Here is a 14,166-nt window from a genome sequence, read left to right as displayed (position 1 = left end):
AATGGTAGATTTAAAAGAATCAAGAAATAAAATTGACAAGATTGACTCAAGCATAGTTGAATTGTTTGAGGAGCGAATGTTGGTTGCCAACGAGGTTGCTGAGTACAAGCGAGGAAGTGGTAAGGCGGTATTTGATCCGGAACGTGAGAATCAGAAACTTGACAGTCTGGAAGATCTTGCATCTACAGCTTTTAATAAGCGAGCTGTTCGCGAACTATTTTCACAAATTATGTCAATTAGCAAAAAGTATCAATATGATATTTTGAGAAACACAGATTCTATTAAGGGATTTGAGTGCGTGGATAAACTTGAGTATGACGAGAATACCAGGGTATGCTATTTTGGATCCCCTGGATCATATACACAGCAGGCCATGGAAGAGTTTTTCGGCACGAATGTAATTGGAATATCCAATGGAACCTTCAAAGAAGTTATGGAGAAGGTTCAGTCAGGTGAAGCTGATTATGGTGTATTGCCAATTGAAAACTCTTCAACCGGTGGAATATCAACAAATTATGATATTATAATCAACTATGATAATAATATTGTTGGAGAGCATGTAGTCAAGATTGACCAGTGTCTCATGGCTCTTCCCGGAACCAAGATGGATGAGATAAAGACAATTTATTCTCATGAGCAGGGTCTCAAACAGTGTAGTCAGTTTCTTGCAAACTACCCGCAGATAAAGCAAATCGAGTATGCCAGCACATCGGACAGTGCTAAGAAAGTTTCAATTGATCAGGACAAGACCAAAGCGGCAATCGGTTCTGCAAGGGCTGCCAAGGAATATGGACTTGAGATTATCAAGGAAAATATTCAGCAGGAAACCAACAATTCGACGAGGTTTATCGTAATATCTAACAAAGATATTTACAAGAAGGGGAGCAATAGAATAGCTCTTTGTATTGAAGTTAAACATGAGAGTGGATCACTTTATAAGATCCTATCGCATTTTATGTTTAATGATCTCAACATGCTTATGATAGAATCAAGACCTATTACAGGTCAAAATTGGAGATATAGATTCTTTGTTGATATTGAGGGTAATCTTGAGGATTCCGGCGTAAAATGCGCCCTTAGAGGAATCAAGGAAGAAGCTCAGCATGTGAGAATTTTGGGTAATTTTTGATAATTGTCGGAATATTTTTCTTGAATATAGTTCACAAAATTGCCACAAACAAACCATAATTAGTTCATAGATGCATCAAAAACAGCACACATTTCTCCTTTATAGTATAGTTATACAAAACAAAGGAGGTAATCGATATGAGTAGAGTTAAACGAATTATTGCAGGTGCTTGTGTGATGGGGCTAGTTGGAGGTTTGTCATTCCAAGCTGGTTCAATGTATAATAATAAAGCTAATAATGTCATGACAAGCAGTTTGACGAAAGAGGCAACTCCATCAGCGGTAAAGATGTCATCAAGTAGTGCATTGCAGGGCTCTAATGATGTGTCAAGTGTTGCTGAAGCAGTTCTTCCGTCAATTGTTGCTATTGATGTGACAGTTGTCCAAGAGACAAGTGATTTCTTTGGAAGAAGATATAAACAAGAAGGACAGGGAAGTGGCTCGGGAATTATATTCAAAGAAGATGATAATTATATATATATCGTAACCAATAATCACGTGGTATCTGATGCAAATAAAGTAAGTATCACTTACAATGATAAATCGAAGAGTGATGCCACAGTTGTTGGTACAGATAGCAATGTAGATATTGCAGTTGTAAAGGTAGCAAAGAAGGATTTGACTGAACAAACCCTAAAGAATATATCTGTCGCGGAGTTTGCGGACAGCAAAGATGTTAAAGTTGGCTCACAGGCGATTGCGATAGGAAATGCTCTGGGATATGGCACAAGTGTAACCGGCGGTTATGTCAGTGCAAAAGATCGTGTTATTGCGACACAGAGCGAATCGGGGAAAGAGTCCGAATCGGTAAAGCTCATCCAGACAGATGCTGCTATAAATCCTGGAAATAGTGGAGGAGCTTTGGTGAGCTTAGATGGAAAGGTGATTGGCATCAATTCATCAAAGTTTGCTTCTGAGGAAGTAGAGGGAATGGGATTTGCTATACCTTCATCTACAGCTGTAGAAGTAATTAATCGAATCCTTAGCAATGGGGATTCCGGAAATAATAATAATCAATCTGGAAATAGCTCAGATAATAGACAGCCGGATAATTCGCCATATGAAAATGGTGATGATAATAGCCGTATATTTAGCTGGACCAGAAGTTAAAGGAGAGTTTGATGTTTGACTATTCTGTGATAGATAGAATTGACACAAGTGGAGAGGCGCCTCTTGAGGAGCCTATGAGACAGTATTATTTCATGAAAAAGTGCAAAGAATGGATGGAAGAAACTAAGGACAGAGTGGGCCGTGAGCTCACTTTGTCTATGCAGACAATGGGATGTCAGATGAATGCCAGAGATTCTGAGAAGTTTGAAGCCATTCTCACATATATTGGATATAAAACTGTGGACAGCACGTCCGCAGATTTTGTGCTTTATAATACTTGTACTGTCAGAGAGAATGCCAATCTCAAGGTATATGGCAGATTGGGACAGCTAAAGAATCAGAAAAAGCGCAACCCTGAAATGAAGATTGCCATGTGTGGATGCATGATGCAAGAGCCTACAGTTGTAGAAAAGATAAAAAAGAGTTATCCTTATGTAGATATAATATTTGGAACTCACAATGTATACAAGTTGGCGGAGATTCTCTATACACAGATTATATCTGAGAGAACGATTATTGACATATGGGATGAAGCCAAGGGAATTGTAGAGGATTTGCCGAGTTTGCGCAAACATTCCTTTAAAGCTGCGGTCAATATCATGTATGGATGTAATAATTATTGTACTTATTGTATTGTACCTTATGTGCGTGGACGTGAGAGAAGCCGAAAGCCGGAGGAGATTATCGCAGAGATTAAGTCACTTGTGGCAGATGGAGTAATAGAGATTATGCTCCTCGGTCAAAATGTAAACTCATATGGAAAAACTCTTGATAACCCAATGAGTTTTGCGGAACTACTCAAACTTGTAACGGAGATTGAGGGACTCAAAAGAATTCGCTTTATGACAAGTCATCCCAAGGATTTGTCTGACGAATTGATTGAAGTTATGGCAAGCAGTGACAAGATTTGTACTCAATTACATCTCCCATTGCAGGCTGGAAGCACGCGAATCCTGAAGAAAATGAACCGCGTTTACACTAAGGAGAGTTATCTGGATCTTGTTGATCGCATTAAATCCAAGCTTCCGAACATTTCACTGTCCACAGATATTATTGTTGGATTCCCCGGTGAGACAGATGAAGACTTCGAGGAAACTATGGATGTTCTCAGACGAGTGCGGTATGAAAATGTTTATTCCTTTATCTATTCCAAGAGAACAGGTACACCTGCTGCCACTATGGATAATCAGGTGCCGGAGGATGTTATCAAGGAGCGTTTTGATCGCATGCTTGAGCTTATCAGATCTATTTCTTCGGAAATTGCAGACTCTAGAGTTGGAATGGAGTGCGATATCTTGATTGAGGAGCCTAATGATCATGATTCAACCATGGTTACCGGTCGAATGTCAGGAAATGCAGTAGTTCACTGCGTTGGAAGCAAGGATCTTATAGGTAAGATAGTAAGAGTTAAACTCTTGGAGAGCAAAGGGTTTTATTATATTGGAGAGATTATAAATGATTAATAATATAGATACAATAATATTCGATTTAGACGGAACATTGTTGGATACATTAACTGATTTGATGGAATCAGTCAATTATTCATTGGAGAAGTTTGGTTTGCCTATTCAAACAAAAGATGACATAAGAAGAAATACGGGCAATGGTGTGGAAAAGCTTGTAGAGCTTTCAGTGGAAAATGGTCGGAAAAATCCTTTGTTTTCTGATATTTTGACTTGTTTCAAAGAACATTATCTGATTCATTGTAATGATAAAACCGGACCTTATCCCGGAATATGTCAGATGCTGGAGCGCTTAAAAAATGATGGTTATAAGATGGCAGTTGTTTCAAACAAGTATATGGATGCCACCAAAGAGTTGGTATCAATTCACTTTGGACAATGGATTGACATTGCCATAGGTGCCAATGAAGTTTACAAGAAAAAGCCGGCTAAGGATACAGTTGTAGCTGCTATTAATGAACTTGGATCAGAGCTAAATAAGTCAATTTATGTAGGGGATTCAGAGGTGGATATAGCCACAGCAAGAAATACGGGGATTCCATGTATTGCTGTCTCCTGGGGATTTAGAACCCATGAAGAACAGGTTGAAGCAGGCGCTACGGTATTTGTTGAGAATCCTGAGGAGATAATGAGTGATATGAAAAACGAGACGACCTAAGCCGTCTCGTATAGTTCTTAAAATTGACTTTATAAGATTTTAGAATCCAGCTTTTTCAGGTTCTGGATAATCCTCTCCAAATGTATCAACTGTAACCTTTGTCATGATAACATCTTTAAGTGGTCTGTCACTCATATCAGTATCAGTTGTTGCAATTTCATCAACTACATCTTGTCCCTCTACAACTTTTCCAAAAGCTGCATACTGACCATCGAGATGTGGTGAATCCTTGTGCATGATGAAGAACTGAGAACCAGCGGAATCAGGCATCATTGAGCGAGCCATAGAGAGAACTCCTGCTGTGTGATTAAGATTATTCTCAAAACCGTTAATAGCAAATTCGCCTTTGATTGAGTAACCAGGGCCACCCATACCATTTCCATCTGGGCATCCACCTTGAATCATAAAGTTTTCGATTACACGGTGGAAGATAAGGCCATCATAGTAACCCTTGCTAACAAGTGAGATAAAGTTGTTAACTGTGTTAGGTGCAATTTCTGGATAAAGCTCAGCTTTGATAGTTTTTCCAGAATTGATTTCAAATGTTACAATCGGATTTTTCTTGTCTGACATAATAATTTTCCTTTCGATAATAAAATAATATAAATATTATAATGGATTATTGACAAAATGTAAAGATTGCATTTGCAATATATCGGGGATTATGCTATAATCGTGGTTATCGAAGGACAAAGGAGGAATGCAAAGTGAATAAAGTGTTAGTAGATAAATCTACAATTGATGACATTTTAGAGACGCTTTTGAAGAGAAGCCCTAACAATTATGATGAATATCAGAGCACAGTAAAGGATATTGTGGAAGATGTTAAGGCACATGGTGACAAGGCGTTGTTTGAGTACACCAAAAAGTTTGACAAATTCGAAGTTAATGTTGATAACATGAAAGTTAGCAATGAGGAGATCGATGCTGCATTCGCGCATGTGGATGATAAACTCCTCGATGCTATGAAAAAATCAATTAAGAATATAGAAGATTTCCACCAAAAACAGATGAGAAATACTTGGATTGACACAAAACCGGACGGTTCTATTGTTGGTCAGAGATTTACTCCGATTGAAAATGTTGGTGTATATGTTCCGGGAGGAACAGCCGCTTATCCATCAAGTGTATTGATGAATATTGTTCCAGCAAAAGTTGCCGGCGTCAAGAGAATAGTTATGATGACGCCTGCTGTTGGGGGAGAAGTTAATCCCAATACTATAGTTGCAGCAAAGCTAGCCGGTGCAGATGAGATATATAAGTTTGGTGGAGCACAAGCTATAGCTGCACTTGCTTATGGAACTGAGACAATTAAGAAAGTTGATAAGATAACAGGACCTGGTAATATATATGTTGCTCTTGCCAAGAAATCGGTATATGGACACGTTAGCATTGATTCAATTGCCGGTCCTAGTGAGATTCTTGTGTTGGCCGATGAGACAGCTAATCCAAGATATGTGGCGGCAGATCTTCTCTCACAAGCAGAACATGATGTGCTTGCTTCATCTATCCTTGTGACGACAAGTGAAGAGTTGGCTGACAAGGTTGGAGAGGAGATTGAAGGATTTTTGAAAGTTCTCAGCAGAGCTGATATCATCAAACAATCCTTAGATAATTATGGATTCATGCTTGTAGCTAAGAATATGGAAGATGCTATTGATGTGGTTAATGAGATTGCATCAGAGCACTTGGAGATCCTAACGGCAAATCCATTTGATACGATGACAAGAGTAAAGAACGCAGGGGCTATTTTTCTCGGAGAGTACAGCAGTGAGCCGCTAGGAGATTATATGGCTGGTCCAAATCATGTACTTCCAACTAATGGAACTGCCAAATTCTTCTCACCACTGAATGTTGATGATTTTATCAAGAAAACAAGTCTCATAGCTTATTCGAGAGAAGGATTGGAGCCTATACATGAAGATATCATAACCTTTGCAAATGCCGAAGGGCTGACAGCTCATGCAAATTCTATTGCTGTTAGATTTGAAAAATAATTTTGCTTGACGAGATATATGTTTATATGTTATAATTCAAATGTTGTGATTATAGATGGTCCTCTGATGGGTAGCTAGGCTACTAATTGTAAACATTAAGAACATCCAAAGATTTAGGAGGAACAAAAATGAACGATATTATCAGAAAGATCGAAGCAGAGCAGATGAAGGCTGAGATTCCTGAGTTTCACGTTGGTGACACAGTACGTGTTTCATCAAAGGTTATCGAGGGAACAAGAGAGAGAATCCAGGTATTCGAGGGTACAGTATTGAAGCGTCAGGGCGGTAGCAACCGTGAGACATTTACAGTACGTAAGAATTCTAATGGAATCGGCGTTGAGAAGACTTGGCCACTTCACTCACCAATCGTTGAGAAGATTGAAGTTGTTAGACTTGGTAAAGTACGTCGTGCTAAGCTTAACTACCTTCGTGATCGTGTTGGTAAGGCTGCTAAGGTTAAAGAATTGGTAAAGTAATCCAAGACAAAGATTGAATCAAGGCGTCTCATAGAGACGAATGATAGAATCGTGTGTGTTATCACTTATCACTAGTCATAGCATACACGATTTTGTATTATGAGGTAATCTGTAATATGAATTTAAATTATGAAGAAGAGATTAAGGCAAGGCGAAGAAGACGAATTCTCAAGTCAATTATGAGCTGGAGTATTATGATTATTGTCGTTGTTGCATTAGCTTATTTTGTTGTCAGATTTTGCCTTATCAGAACAAGTACGATAGGGGCAGCCATGGAGAATACGCTCTATAATGGCGAAGATGTCCTTATAAATACCAAAGCATATCTCGTATTATCACCGTCAAGAAATGATATTATTGCCTTTTACGATGAAGGATCAAGTAGTGTGGGCGACAAAGAATCGCTGATTATTTTTCGACGCATTATAGGCTTGCCCGGTGAGAAAATCAAGATAAATAATGGTAAGATATATATAAATGACAAAGAGTACAAAGAAGAATATGAATTTCCTGAACTGACTACCGGTGGGGTGGCAGAAGATGAGATAACTATCGGAGATGATGAATACTTTGTTTTATGTGATTCAAGGACGGATATTGAAGATAGTAGAAATGCGTCTTTTGGCATGGTCAAGAAAGGAAGGATTGTAGGTAGAGTAATATTTAAGATTAAACCATTTTCCCTTGTTAAGGGACCGGTTAAGGAAGGGACGGCAGAAACTGCCAAGTGATTTTATGCATTTTCAATGGTATCCTGGTCATATGACCAAAGCTGTTAGAGGGATGAGAGAAGATATCAAGCTGATTGATGTTGTAATCGAGCTTGTAGATGCGAGATGCCCTATGAGCAGCAAGAATCCAGATATTGACGACATTGCGAAAAACAAGTCAAGAATTCTTCTGTTAAACAAAGCAGATATGGCTGATGAAAAAGTTACTGCTCAGTGGAAGAAGTACTATGAGAATCAGGGGTTTTTTGTGCATGCAGTCAATTCAACAAAGCGCAATGAATTAAAGATCGTAAATTCCCTAATTCAGTCTGCGTGCAAGGAAAAGATAGAGCGCGACAGAAAACGCGGCATACTCAACAGACCCGTCAGAGCTATGATAGTTGGAATTCCAAATGTTGGAAAGTCGACATTTATCAACAGTTTTTCCGGTAAAGCATGTACTAAAACCGGTAACAAACCAGGTGTAACCAAGGGTAAACAGTGGGTCCGAATTAACAAGAGCGTGGAACTCCTTGACACTCCGGGGATCCTCTGGCCTAAGTTTGAAGATCAGACTGTTGGCCTTCGCTTGGCATTTATCGGTTCAATCAAGGAAGAACTTCTTCAACGTGTGGAGATTTCTCTTGACTTTATTGACTTTGTCAGAGAGACATATCCTGGAACATTAAAAGAAAAATATTCCGTTGAGGAAATAGGCGAAGCGTCAGATATACTTATGAAAATAGCGGAGAATAGGAATTTTGTAAAAAAAGGAAACGAGATTGATTATGAAAAAGCAGCGGCAACGATTCTAGATGAGTTTAGACATACAAAACTTGGAAGAATTACTGTTGAGCGCCCACAAGAAAGTTGAGGAAAGATATGGACGACAATAAGATCCTAAGTTCTGATATTGAAGACAACTTGAGATTTGTCGAGAGTTTGCTCTCGGATCACCCAGAATTTATATCAGATGATTCAGTCTTTGATAAAGAACTTGATAATAGTCAAAAAAAAGTTGCAGGAAAAGTTGAGCCATTCCCTGTTTTAAAGGAGAGTAAAGCATCTGCGCCAAAGGCTGCACCGGTGCCAAAGCCAGAACCGGCGCCTGCACCCAAGGTAGAACCTGTAAAAAAGCCAGAACCGGCGCCTGCACCCAAGGCAGAACCTGCACCAAAGCCTGCATTGGCACCTACTCTTGTTAAGCCAGCTGAACCCCAAAAGATTAAGCCCACAAAAGTTGAGCCGGTAAAGGAAGAGCCTAAGAAGGCTGAATCGCTCAAGGTTTCTCCGGTAATAGAGAATAAGCCTAAGTCAGAAGACAAACCTAAGTCAGAGGTTAAACCTAAAAAGGAGAAAAAGGCCAAAGAAAAGAAGGAAAAGATATCTTATAACGAGAGGCCAGGCGGTATTAAGAAGATTATTATAAGTATTGTTGTATGTGCTGGATTGGCATTTGGTATAGCTTTTTTGCTCAATACCTTCGTCATAAACCATACAATGGTAAGTGGTACATCAATGTCGCCAACTCTAGAGGATTCAGATGAAATTCTCATCGAAAAGGTTTCTTATATCAGTGGAAAACCAGAGCGTTTTGATGTAATAGTCTTTAATTATAAAGATGATGTCAAGTATATTAAGCGTGTTATCGGACTGCCCGGAGAGACAGTTCAGATTAAAAGCAACAAGATTTACGTCAATGGCAGAGCAATCTTTGACGAGTTTGGCAAAGGAAAACTCAGCAATGCAGGTATTGCCAAGGATGAGCTCAAGCTTGGACCGGATCAGTACTTTGTATTAGGCGACAATCGCAAGGAGAGCAAAGACAGCAGAAGTGAAGACGTTGGCCTGATTAAGAAAGACAAGATAGTTGGTAAGGCTTGGTTGAGAGTATTACCATTCAAAGATTTTGAGACAATTAGATAATAATAAATCGAGGTGACATACATGGAGATTGAAAGAAAGTATCTTGTAAAGGATATTCCCGAGGATTTAGAAAAATATTCCAAGCGTGTTATCGAGCAGGGATATTTGTGCGATAATCCTGTGGTCAGAATCAGAAGATTAGACGACGAGTATATCCTTACATATAAGAACCATATGAGTGCCTCAGAAGATACGAATACATGCGTCAATGAGGAGGTAGAGCTTCCATTGACGCTTTCTTCTTATGAGCATCTCAAGTCAAAAGTAGATGGTTTTATCATTGAGAAAGAGCGCTACGTGATTCCTTACGCTAATCACAAGATTGAGCTTGATATTTTTAAGGGGAATAATGAGGGATTGATATTTGCGGAAGTAGAATTTGAGTCAATAAAAGCAGCAGAGGAATTTGTGCCCCCTGTGTGGTTTGGCGAGAATGTAAGCGGAGATATACGATATACCAATAGTTATATATCCAAGAATCCGTTTAAATAATGAAAAAAAGATTGGTTTTCGGAATATTTCCCATGCGTTTAAGAAAATAAAGAAAAAAAATCATAAACTTTATAAAAAAAACCTTGTACTTTATTTAAATTTATTATATAATGTTTTTATGTGTTGAATAATCAACTATGTTTGACATTTATGAATTTAGATTTAAGGAGGAATGAAATATGTCATACGTTGATGAGGTTTTAGAGCAGTTGGTTGAGAAAAACCCTGCTGAACCTGAGTTCCATCAGGCTGCAAAGGAAGTGCTTGAGTCACTTCGTCCAGTTATTGAGCAAAATGAGGAGAAGTTCCGCAAAGATGCATTACTTGAGCGTCTTACAAACCCAGAGAGACAGATTAAGTTTAGAGTACCTTGGGTAGATGATAAGGGACAGGTACAGGTTAACACTGGATACCGTGTTCAGTTCAACAGTGCTATCGGACCTTACAAGGGTGGTCTTCGTTTCCATCCATCTGTAAACCTTGGAATCATTAAGTTCCTTGGATTTGAGCAGATTTTCAAGAACTCTCTTACTGGACTTCCAATTGGTGGAGGAAAAGGTGGTTCTGATTTTGATCCTAAGGGCAAATCAGATCGCGAAGTTATGGCATTTTGTCAGAGTTTCATGACAGAGTTATGTCGTCACATCGGTGCTGATACTGACGTACCAGCTGGAGATATCGGTGTAGGTGGTCGTGAAATCGGTTATATGTTCGGTCAGTACAAGAGAATTCGCAACTTGTATGAAGGTGTATTGACAGGTAAGGGACTTACATATGGTGGTTCACTTGCAAGAACAGAAGCTACTGGTTATGGTCTTCTTTACTATACAGAGGAAATGTTGAAGTGTAACGGCATTGATATCGCAGGTAAGACTGTTGCTATCAGTGGTTCAGGAAACGTTGCTATCTATGCTACACAGAAAGCTCAGCAGCTTGGTGCTAAGGTTGTTACAGTTTCTGATTCAACAGGTTGGATTTATGATCCAGAAGGAATCGATGTAGAGCTTCTTAAGGAAGTTAAGGAAGTTAAGCGTGCACGTCTTACAGAGTATGCTGCTGCAAGAAGTTCAGCAGAGTATCATGATAAGGCTAAAGAGCAGAACAACCAGTGGATTATCAAGGTTGATATCGCTCTTCCATGTGCTACACAGAATGAGCTTAATCTTGACGACGCAAAGGCACTTGTTGCAAATGGCGTAATCGCCGTAGCAGAGGGTGCTAACATGCCTACAACACTTGAGGCTACTGAGTATCTTCAGGAGAATGGCGTATTGTTCGCTCCTGGTAAGGCTTCTAATGCTGGTGGAGTTGCTACTTCAGCTCTTGAGATGTCACAGAACAGCGAGAGACTTAGCTGGACATTTGATGAAGTAGATTCTAAACTTAAGAATATCATGGTTAACATTTTCCATGCATGTGATGATGCATCAAAGAAATATGGTTTCGAGAAGAACTATGTAGTAGGTGCTAATATCGCTGGATTTGAGAAAGTTGCCGAGGCTATGACAGCACAGGGAATTTGCTAATTCTAAATTAAATAGAAATTCTTTTGAAAATAATTGTCTTACGAACGACGTGAGTAAGACCAGCGCTATGCGTTTATTGTCTTACGAACGACGTGAGTAAGACTAGCAATATGCGTTTCAAATCAAATCAAAATATTTAGGGAGATAGGTTATCCTATCTCCTTTTTTTTATATCTGAATTCTATGGTTTTTATCATATTTGTCCCCTTTTTGTCACCCTTAGTGTGGTATATTAATTTAAGAAACTAAAAATGGAACATTTTTACATATAGTCAAGGAGTGTGAAAGCTTATGAAGAGATATATTAGAAGAAGTGTTGCAACAACAATGGCTCTAGTCATAGCTACCGTTACATCTCTTATCAATGTTAATACAATCAATGCCAAATCACCATCGGAGACAACTACGGAAAAGGGTGGATATACCAATCCGGATGGAAATCTGTATATAAGTGACCTTAAGGTTGCTTATGACTATGATTATGATAACGATAGAGATTCGGATGGTAAAGATAACGGGGTACGTGACTTGGAGGCCGAAGGCTATACGGTGTTACGTGGCCCAAATGGCGATGACGAGGATGGAAATGGCTACGCTGACTTGAATGTTGATGCTGGCGGTGGCGGATTGTTGAAAAAAGGTCCGAATGATATGCGTGTTTATTTGGGATATAAGACGACCAAGGATCCGAGTAAAGCCATTACGGATATAGCGGTAATGAACATGAAGGGTGGTTATGATGTACAAGAGTATAATCTTCTCATGGAAAGGACGATGGAGTCAAGCATCAAGCCTTTTGTGGATAAGTTCATTACGACTATTGAAGAGTATCGCAAGAATTATAAAAAACCCGCTAAAACGTTGAATCACATTCGTGCCAATTATATGCGTTGCATGCTGAACAAATTGACAGATGATGACACGGGTGGACAGCCTTTGGGTGACCTGCTCTTAAATAAAACAAAATATGAGATGGGTGATGATGAATATAATAAGCTTTCTGACTCTGAAAAGAAAAAACATGCCGATATCCTGACAATTCTTATGCAGGGAAATGCACAGGCTATTTTTACCATGGAATTATTATTATCGAGGGCAACAGACACCTCAAAGGATTCCTGGACAATCAGAATGGACAATAATAATCTGGCTTCACTTCGCGAGAATATTGAAAAAAATAATCCTTCTATTTCATCACAGGAAGATATCGACAGAGAACTTGATAAAAAGTATTACGATACAGCTCAGGCTATCAAAAAGAAATGGAGTGCATTTCGCTCCGTCATCTTTCGGGTAGAAGATAATAGGGATGAGATTGAAGAGAATATTGATGAATTGGCAAACAAAGAGACAGAGGGGTTGGCAGATAGTTTAGATGTGGCCAATCAGGCTCAAGCGTTAGCAATATATGAATATTTAAATAATACCGATTATGATGATGGTACTCTTCTTGAGTTCTTCAGCAAAAAGGAATCAGAAATATCCGGCAAGGATGGCATCAGAGAACTGTATCCTATGGCGGCATCCTTATCTCCGGGACAGATTTCGGGATTGGAGTTTTTGACAATGATGGATTTGATATCTATTGCAATGACGGGGGAAGAAGGATATTCAATCATAAATGAAAAAGAAATGGAGACTGCTTCTGTCTATGACGGGATAAACAGGGAAATCTATGAAAAAGGTGGTGTAGGTCTTACCAACGCAGCATTAAGACAGAAGGCAGCTGAGAATGCCGAAAAAGATGGAAACGGTTCTTTAAAGTTTAGTGATATAACTATAGTGATGTATTCTATAACCGGAGCACTGTGTTTGGCTACTGCTTTAGGAGTAATGGCGGTTACTTCGGTACGTACAAGCGTGGATAATATTTTAGCTGATGCAGAAATTGTTGCATCACCAGACTCAGGAATTGGTCATTATGTTGAACAAGAATATTTCGATGCCGCAAACCAAAGCTTTTTCGGGGATGCTTTTGCAGTTGCATCGAGAACCCTTTTGATTGCAGCTGCCGTAGCAGCAGTAGTTTCAATATATTTCACCATCAGGGATCTGATGGATTATTATAATTGTATAGATTATTCAACAATTCCGAAGTACATGGTTGAAGAAATGAATATCACCATGGTAAACGAACGAGGTGAAAAAATATTAAAAAAGAATGAGACAGCTTACTATCAAGCAGTTCAATCAAACCGAAAAAAAATGCATGATAGAACCCCGGATTCAGACTGGAATGACCTTTTTAAAGCACACTATGATGCAATGGGAGATTTTGCAGACTTAAATGGTGATGTTGGAAAACAATGGCTTGCACTCTATACTGTAAAGTACAAAGATGCTGCGCCAATCCTTGCAGACTCGCTTAAGATTGTAACCGGAACCAAGACTGCCAAAGCGCCGTCTGATGACTACAGCACCGGAATTCATATGTTTGGTGAGAAGACTCCATTCAACCTCAATAGTGAACAATATGATTTTAATGACACAATGAAAGGATACTTTGTATGGTTCAAGACTGATAAGAGAACCGTTGCTGAGATGACAGGTTCTGTGTTCTCCAAAGGAAGTCTCGCTCTTGCTGTTGGAGTTGGAATTGTCTTCGGTGGCATTTTGGGCGCATGTATTGTGATTTCATCAAAGAGAAGAAAGAAGAAAATCGAAGTCGCTTAGCAGCGTA

Annotated in this window: 13 protein-coding genes; 12 read left to right on the top strand and 1 reads right to left on the bottom strand. The window is 39.1% G+C overall.

The annotated features are described in order from the left end of the window. Position 1 precedes the first annotated feature (1 nt). The 4 genes from pheA (at position 2) to L877_RS0109185 (ending at position 4,359) form a co-directional block, all read left to right on the top strand. Positions 2-1,129, top strand: a complete 1,128-nt coding sequence (pheA, locus tag L877_RS0109200) for a prephenate dehydratase (protein WP_026835817.1) — start codon at positions 2-4, stop codon at positions 1,127-1,129. A gap of 137 nt (positions 1,130-1,266) precedes the next feature. Then, entirely contained in the window at positions 1,267-2,238 is a 972-nt protein-coding gene (locus L877_RS12860; protein WP_051437785.1) for a S1C family serine protease, read from the top strand. An 11-nt stretch (positions 2,239-2,249) separates the two neighbouring features. Then, positions 2,250-3,701, top strand: a complete 1,452-nt coding sequence (miaB, locus tag L877_RS0109190; RefSeq protein ID WP_034785512.1) for a tRNA (N6-isopentenyl adenosine(37)-C2)-methylthiotransferase MiaB — start codon at positions 2,250-2,252, stop codon at positions 3,699-3,701. Next, entirely contained in the window at positions 3,694-4,359 is a 666-nt protein-coding gene (locus tag L877_RS0109185; RefSeq protein WP_051437784.1) for an HAD family hydrolase, read from the top strand. The genes miaB and L877_RS0109185 overlap by 8 nt, the downstream gene beginning before the upstream one ends. Positions 4,360-4,398: 39 nt before the next feature. Here the strand turns inward: L877_RS0109185 and L877_RS0109180 are convergent, their stop codons facing one another. Continuing rightward, complete coding sequence (locus L877_RS0109180) at positions 4,399-4,932, bottom strand: peptidylprolyl isomerase (RefSeq protein ID WP_026835814.1); 534 nt, start codon at positions 4,930-4,932, stop codon at positions 4,399-4,401. A gap of 134 nt (positions 4,933-5,066) precedes the next feature. Here L877_RS0109180 and hisD point away from each other — a divergent pair, with 134 nt between their 5' ends. From hisD to L877_RS0109135, 8 genes are all read left to right on the top strand, one after another. Beyond that, positions 5,067-6,356 carry a histidinol dehydrogenase gene (gene hisD, locus L877_RS0109175; protein WP_034785510.1) on the top strand — a complete coding sequence of 430 codons (1,290 nt, stop codon included), beginning with the start codon at positions 5,067-5,069 and terminating at the stop codon, positions 6,354-6,356. A 128-nt stretch (positions 6,357-6,484) separates the two neighbouring features. Next, a complete protein-coding gene (gene rplS, locus L877_RS0109170) occupies positions 6,485-6,832 on the top strand; it encodes a 50S ribosomal protein L19 (protein ID WP_026835812.1) in 348 nt (115 codons plus the stop codon). A gap of 116 nt (positions 6,833-6,948) precedes the next feature. Further along, a complete protein-coding gene (gene lepB, locus L877_RS12855) occupies positions 6,949-7,563 on the top strand; it encodes a signal peptidase I (protein ID WP_051437783.1) in 615 nt (204 codons plus the stop codon). A 4-nt stretch (positions 7,564-7,567) separates the two neighbouring features. Next, positions 7,568-8,416 (top strand): ribosome biogenesis GTPase YlqF, encoded by an 849-nt coding sequence (gene ylqF / locus L877_RS0109160; protein ID WP_026835811.1) that lies wholly within the window; start codon positions 7,568-7,570, stop codon positions 8,414-8,416. Between the two features lie 8 nt (positions 8,417-8,424). Continuing rightward, positions 8,425-9,468: a signal peptidase I gene (lepB, locus tag L877_RS14305; RefSeq protein ID WP_207637255.1), complete on the top strand. Its 1,044-nt coding sequence runs from the start codon at positions 8,425-8,427 to the stop codon at positions 9,466-9,468. A 21-nt stretch (positions 9,469-9,489) separates the two neighbouring features. Next, positions 9,490-9,960: a CYTH domain-containing protein gene (locus L877_RS0109145; protein ID WP_026835810.1), complete on the top strand. Its 471-nt coding sequence runs from the start codon at positions 9,490-9,492 to the stop codon at positions 9,958-9,960. 179 nt (positions 9,961-10,139) lie between these two features. Beyond that, a complete protein-coding gene (gene gdhA, locus L877_RS0109140; protein ID WP_026835809.1) occupies positions 10,140-11,486 on the top strand; it encodes an NADP-specific glutamate dehydrogenase in 1,347 nt (448 codons plus the stop codon). Positions 11,487-11,777: 291 nt separating this feature from the next. Then, complete coding sequence (locus tag L877_RS0109135; protein WP_026835808.1) at positions 11,778-14,159, top strand: hypothetical protein; 2,382 nt, start codon at positions 11,778-11,780, stop codon at positions 14,157-14,159. The last annotated feature ends 7 nt before the right edge of the window (positions 14,160-14,166 follow it).

This window comes from Eubacterium xylanophilum ATCC 35991 (assembly GCF_000518685.1).
Taxonomy (GTDB): domain Bacteria; phylum Bacillota; class Clostridia; order Lachnospirales; family Lachnospiraceae; genus Eubacterium_F; species Eubacterium_F xylanophilum.
Note: the sequence above shows the minus strand (reverse complement) of the source record. Positions and strands in the feature narration are given on the sequence as shown.

Bases quoted from the DNA above. Each gene is read 5' to 3' on its own strand.
- gdhA (WP_026835809.1), top strand. From the start codon at position 10,140: ATGTCATACGTTGATGAGGTTTTAGAGCAGTTGGTTGAGAAAAACCCT.
- lepB (WP_051437783.1), top strand. From the start codon at position 6,949: ATGAATTTAAATTATGAAGAAGAGATTAAGGCAAGGCGAAGAAGACGA.
- L877_RS0109145 (WP_026835810.1), top strand. From the start codon at position 9,490: ATGGAGATTGAAAGAAAGTATCTTGTAAAGGATATTCCCGAGGATTTA.
- L877_RS0109180 (WP_026835814.1), bottom strand. From the start codon at position 4,932: ATGTCAGACAAGAAAAATCCGATTGTAACATTTGAAATCAATTCTGGA.
- ylqF (WP_026835811.1), top strand. From the start codon at position 7,568: ATGCATTTTCAATGGTATCCTGGTCATATGACCAAAGCTGTTAGAGGG.
- L877_RS0109135 (WP_026835808.1), top strand. From the start codon at position 11,778: ATGAAGAGATATATTAGAAGAAGTGTTGCAACAACAATGGCTCTAGTC.
- pheA (WP_026835817.1), top strand. From the start codon at position 2: ATGGTAGATTTAAAAGAATCAAGAAATAAAATTGACAAGATTGACTCA.
- L877_RS12860 (WP_051437785.1), top strand. From the start codon at position 1,267: ATGAGTAGAGTTAAACGAATTATTGCAGGTGCTTGTGTGATGGGGCTA.
- miaB (WP_034785512.1), top strand. From the start codon at position 2,250: ATGTTTGACTATTCTGTGATAGATAGAATTGACACAAGTGGAGAGGCG.
- rplS (WP_026835812.1), top strand. From the start codon at position 6,485: ATGAACGATATTATCAGAAAGATCGAAGCAGAGCAGATGAAGGCTGAG.
- lepB (WP_207637255.1), top strand. From the start codon at position 8,425: ATGGACGACAATAAGATCCTAAGTTCTGATATTGAAGACAACTTGAGA.
- L877_RS0109185 (WP_051437784.1), top strand. From the start codon at position 3,694: ATGATTAATAATATAGATACAATAATATTCGATTTAGACGGAACATTG.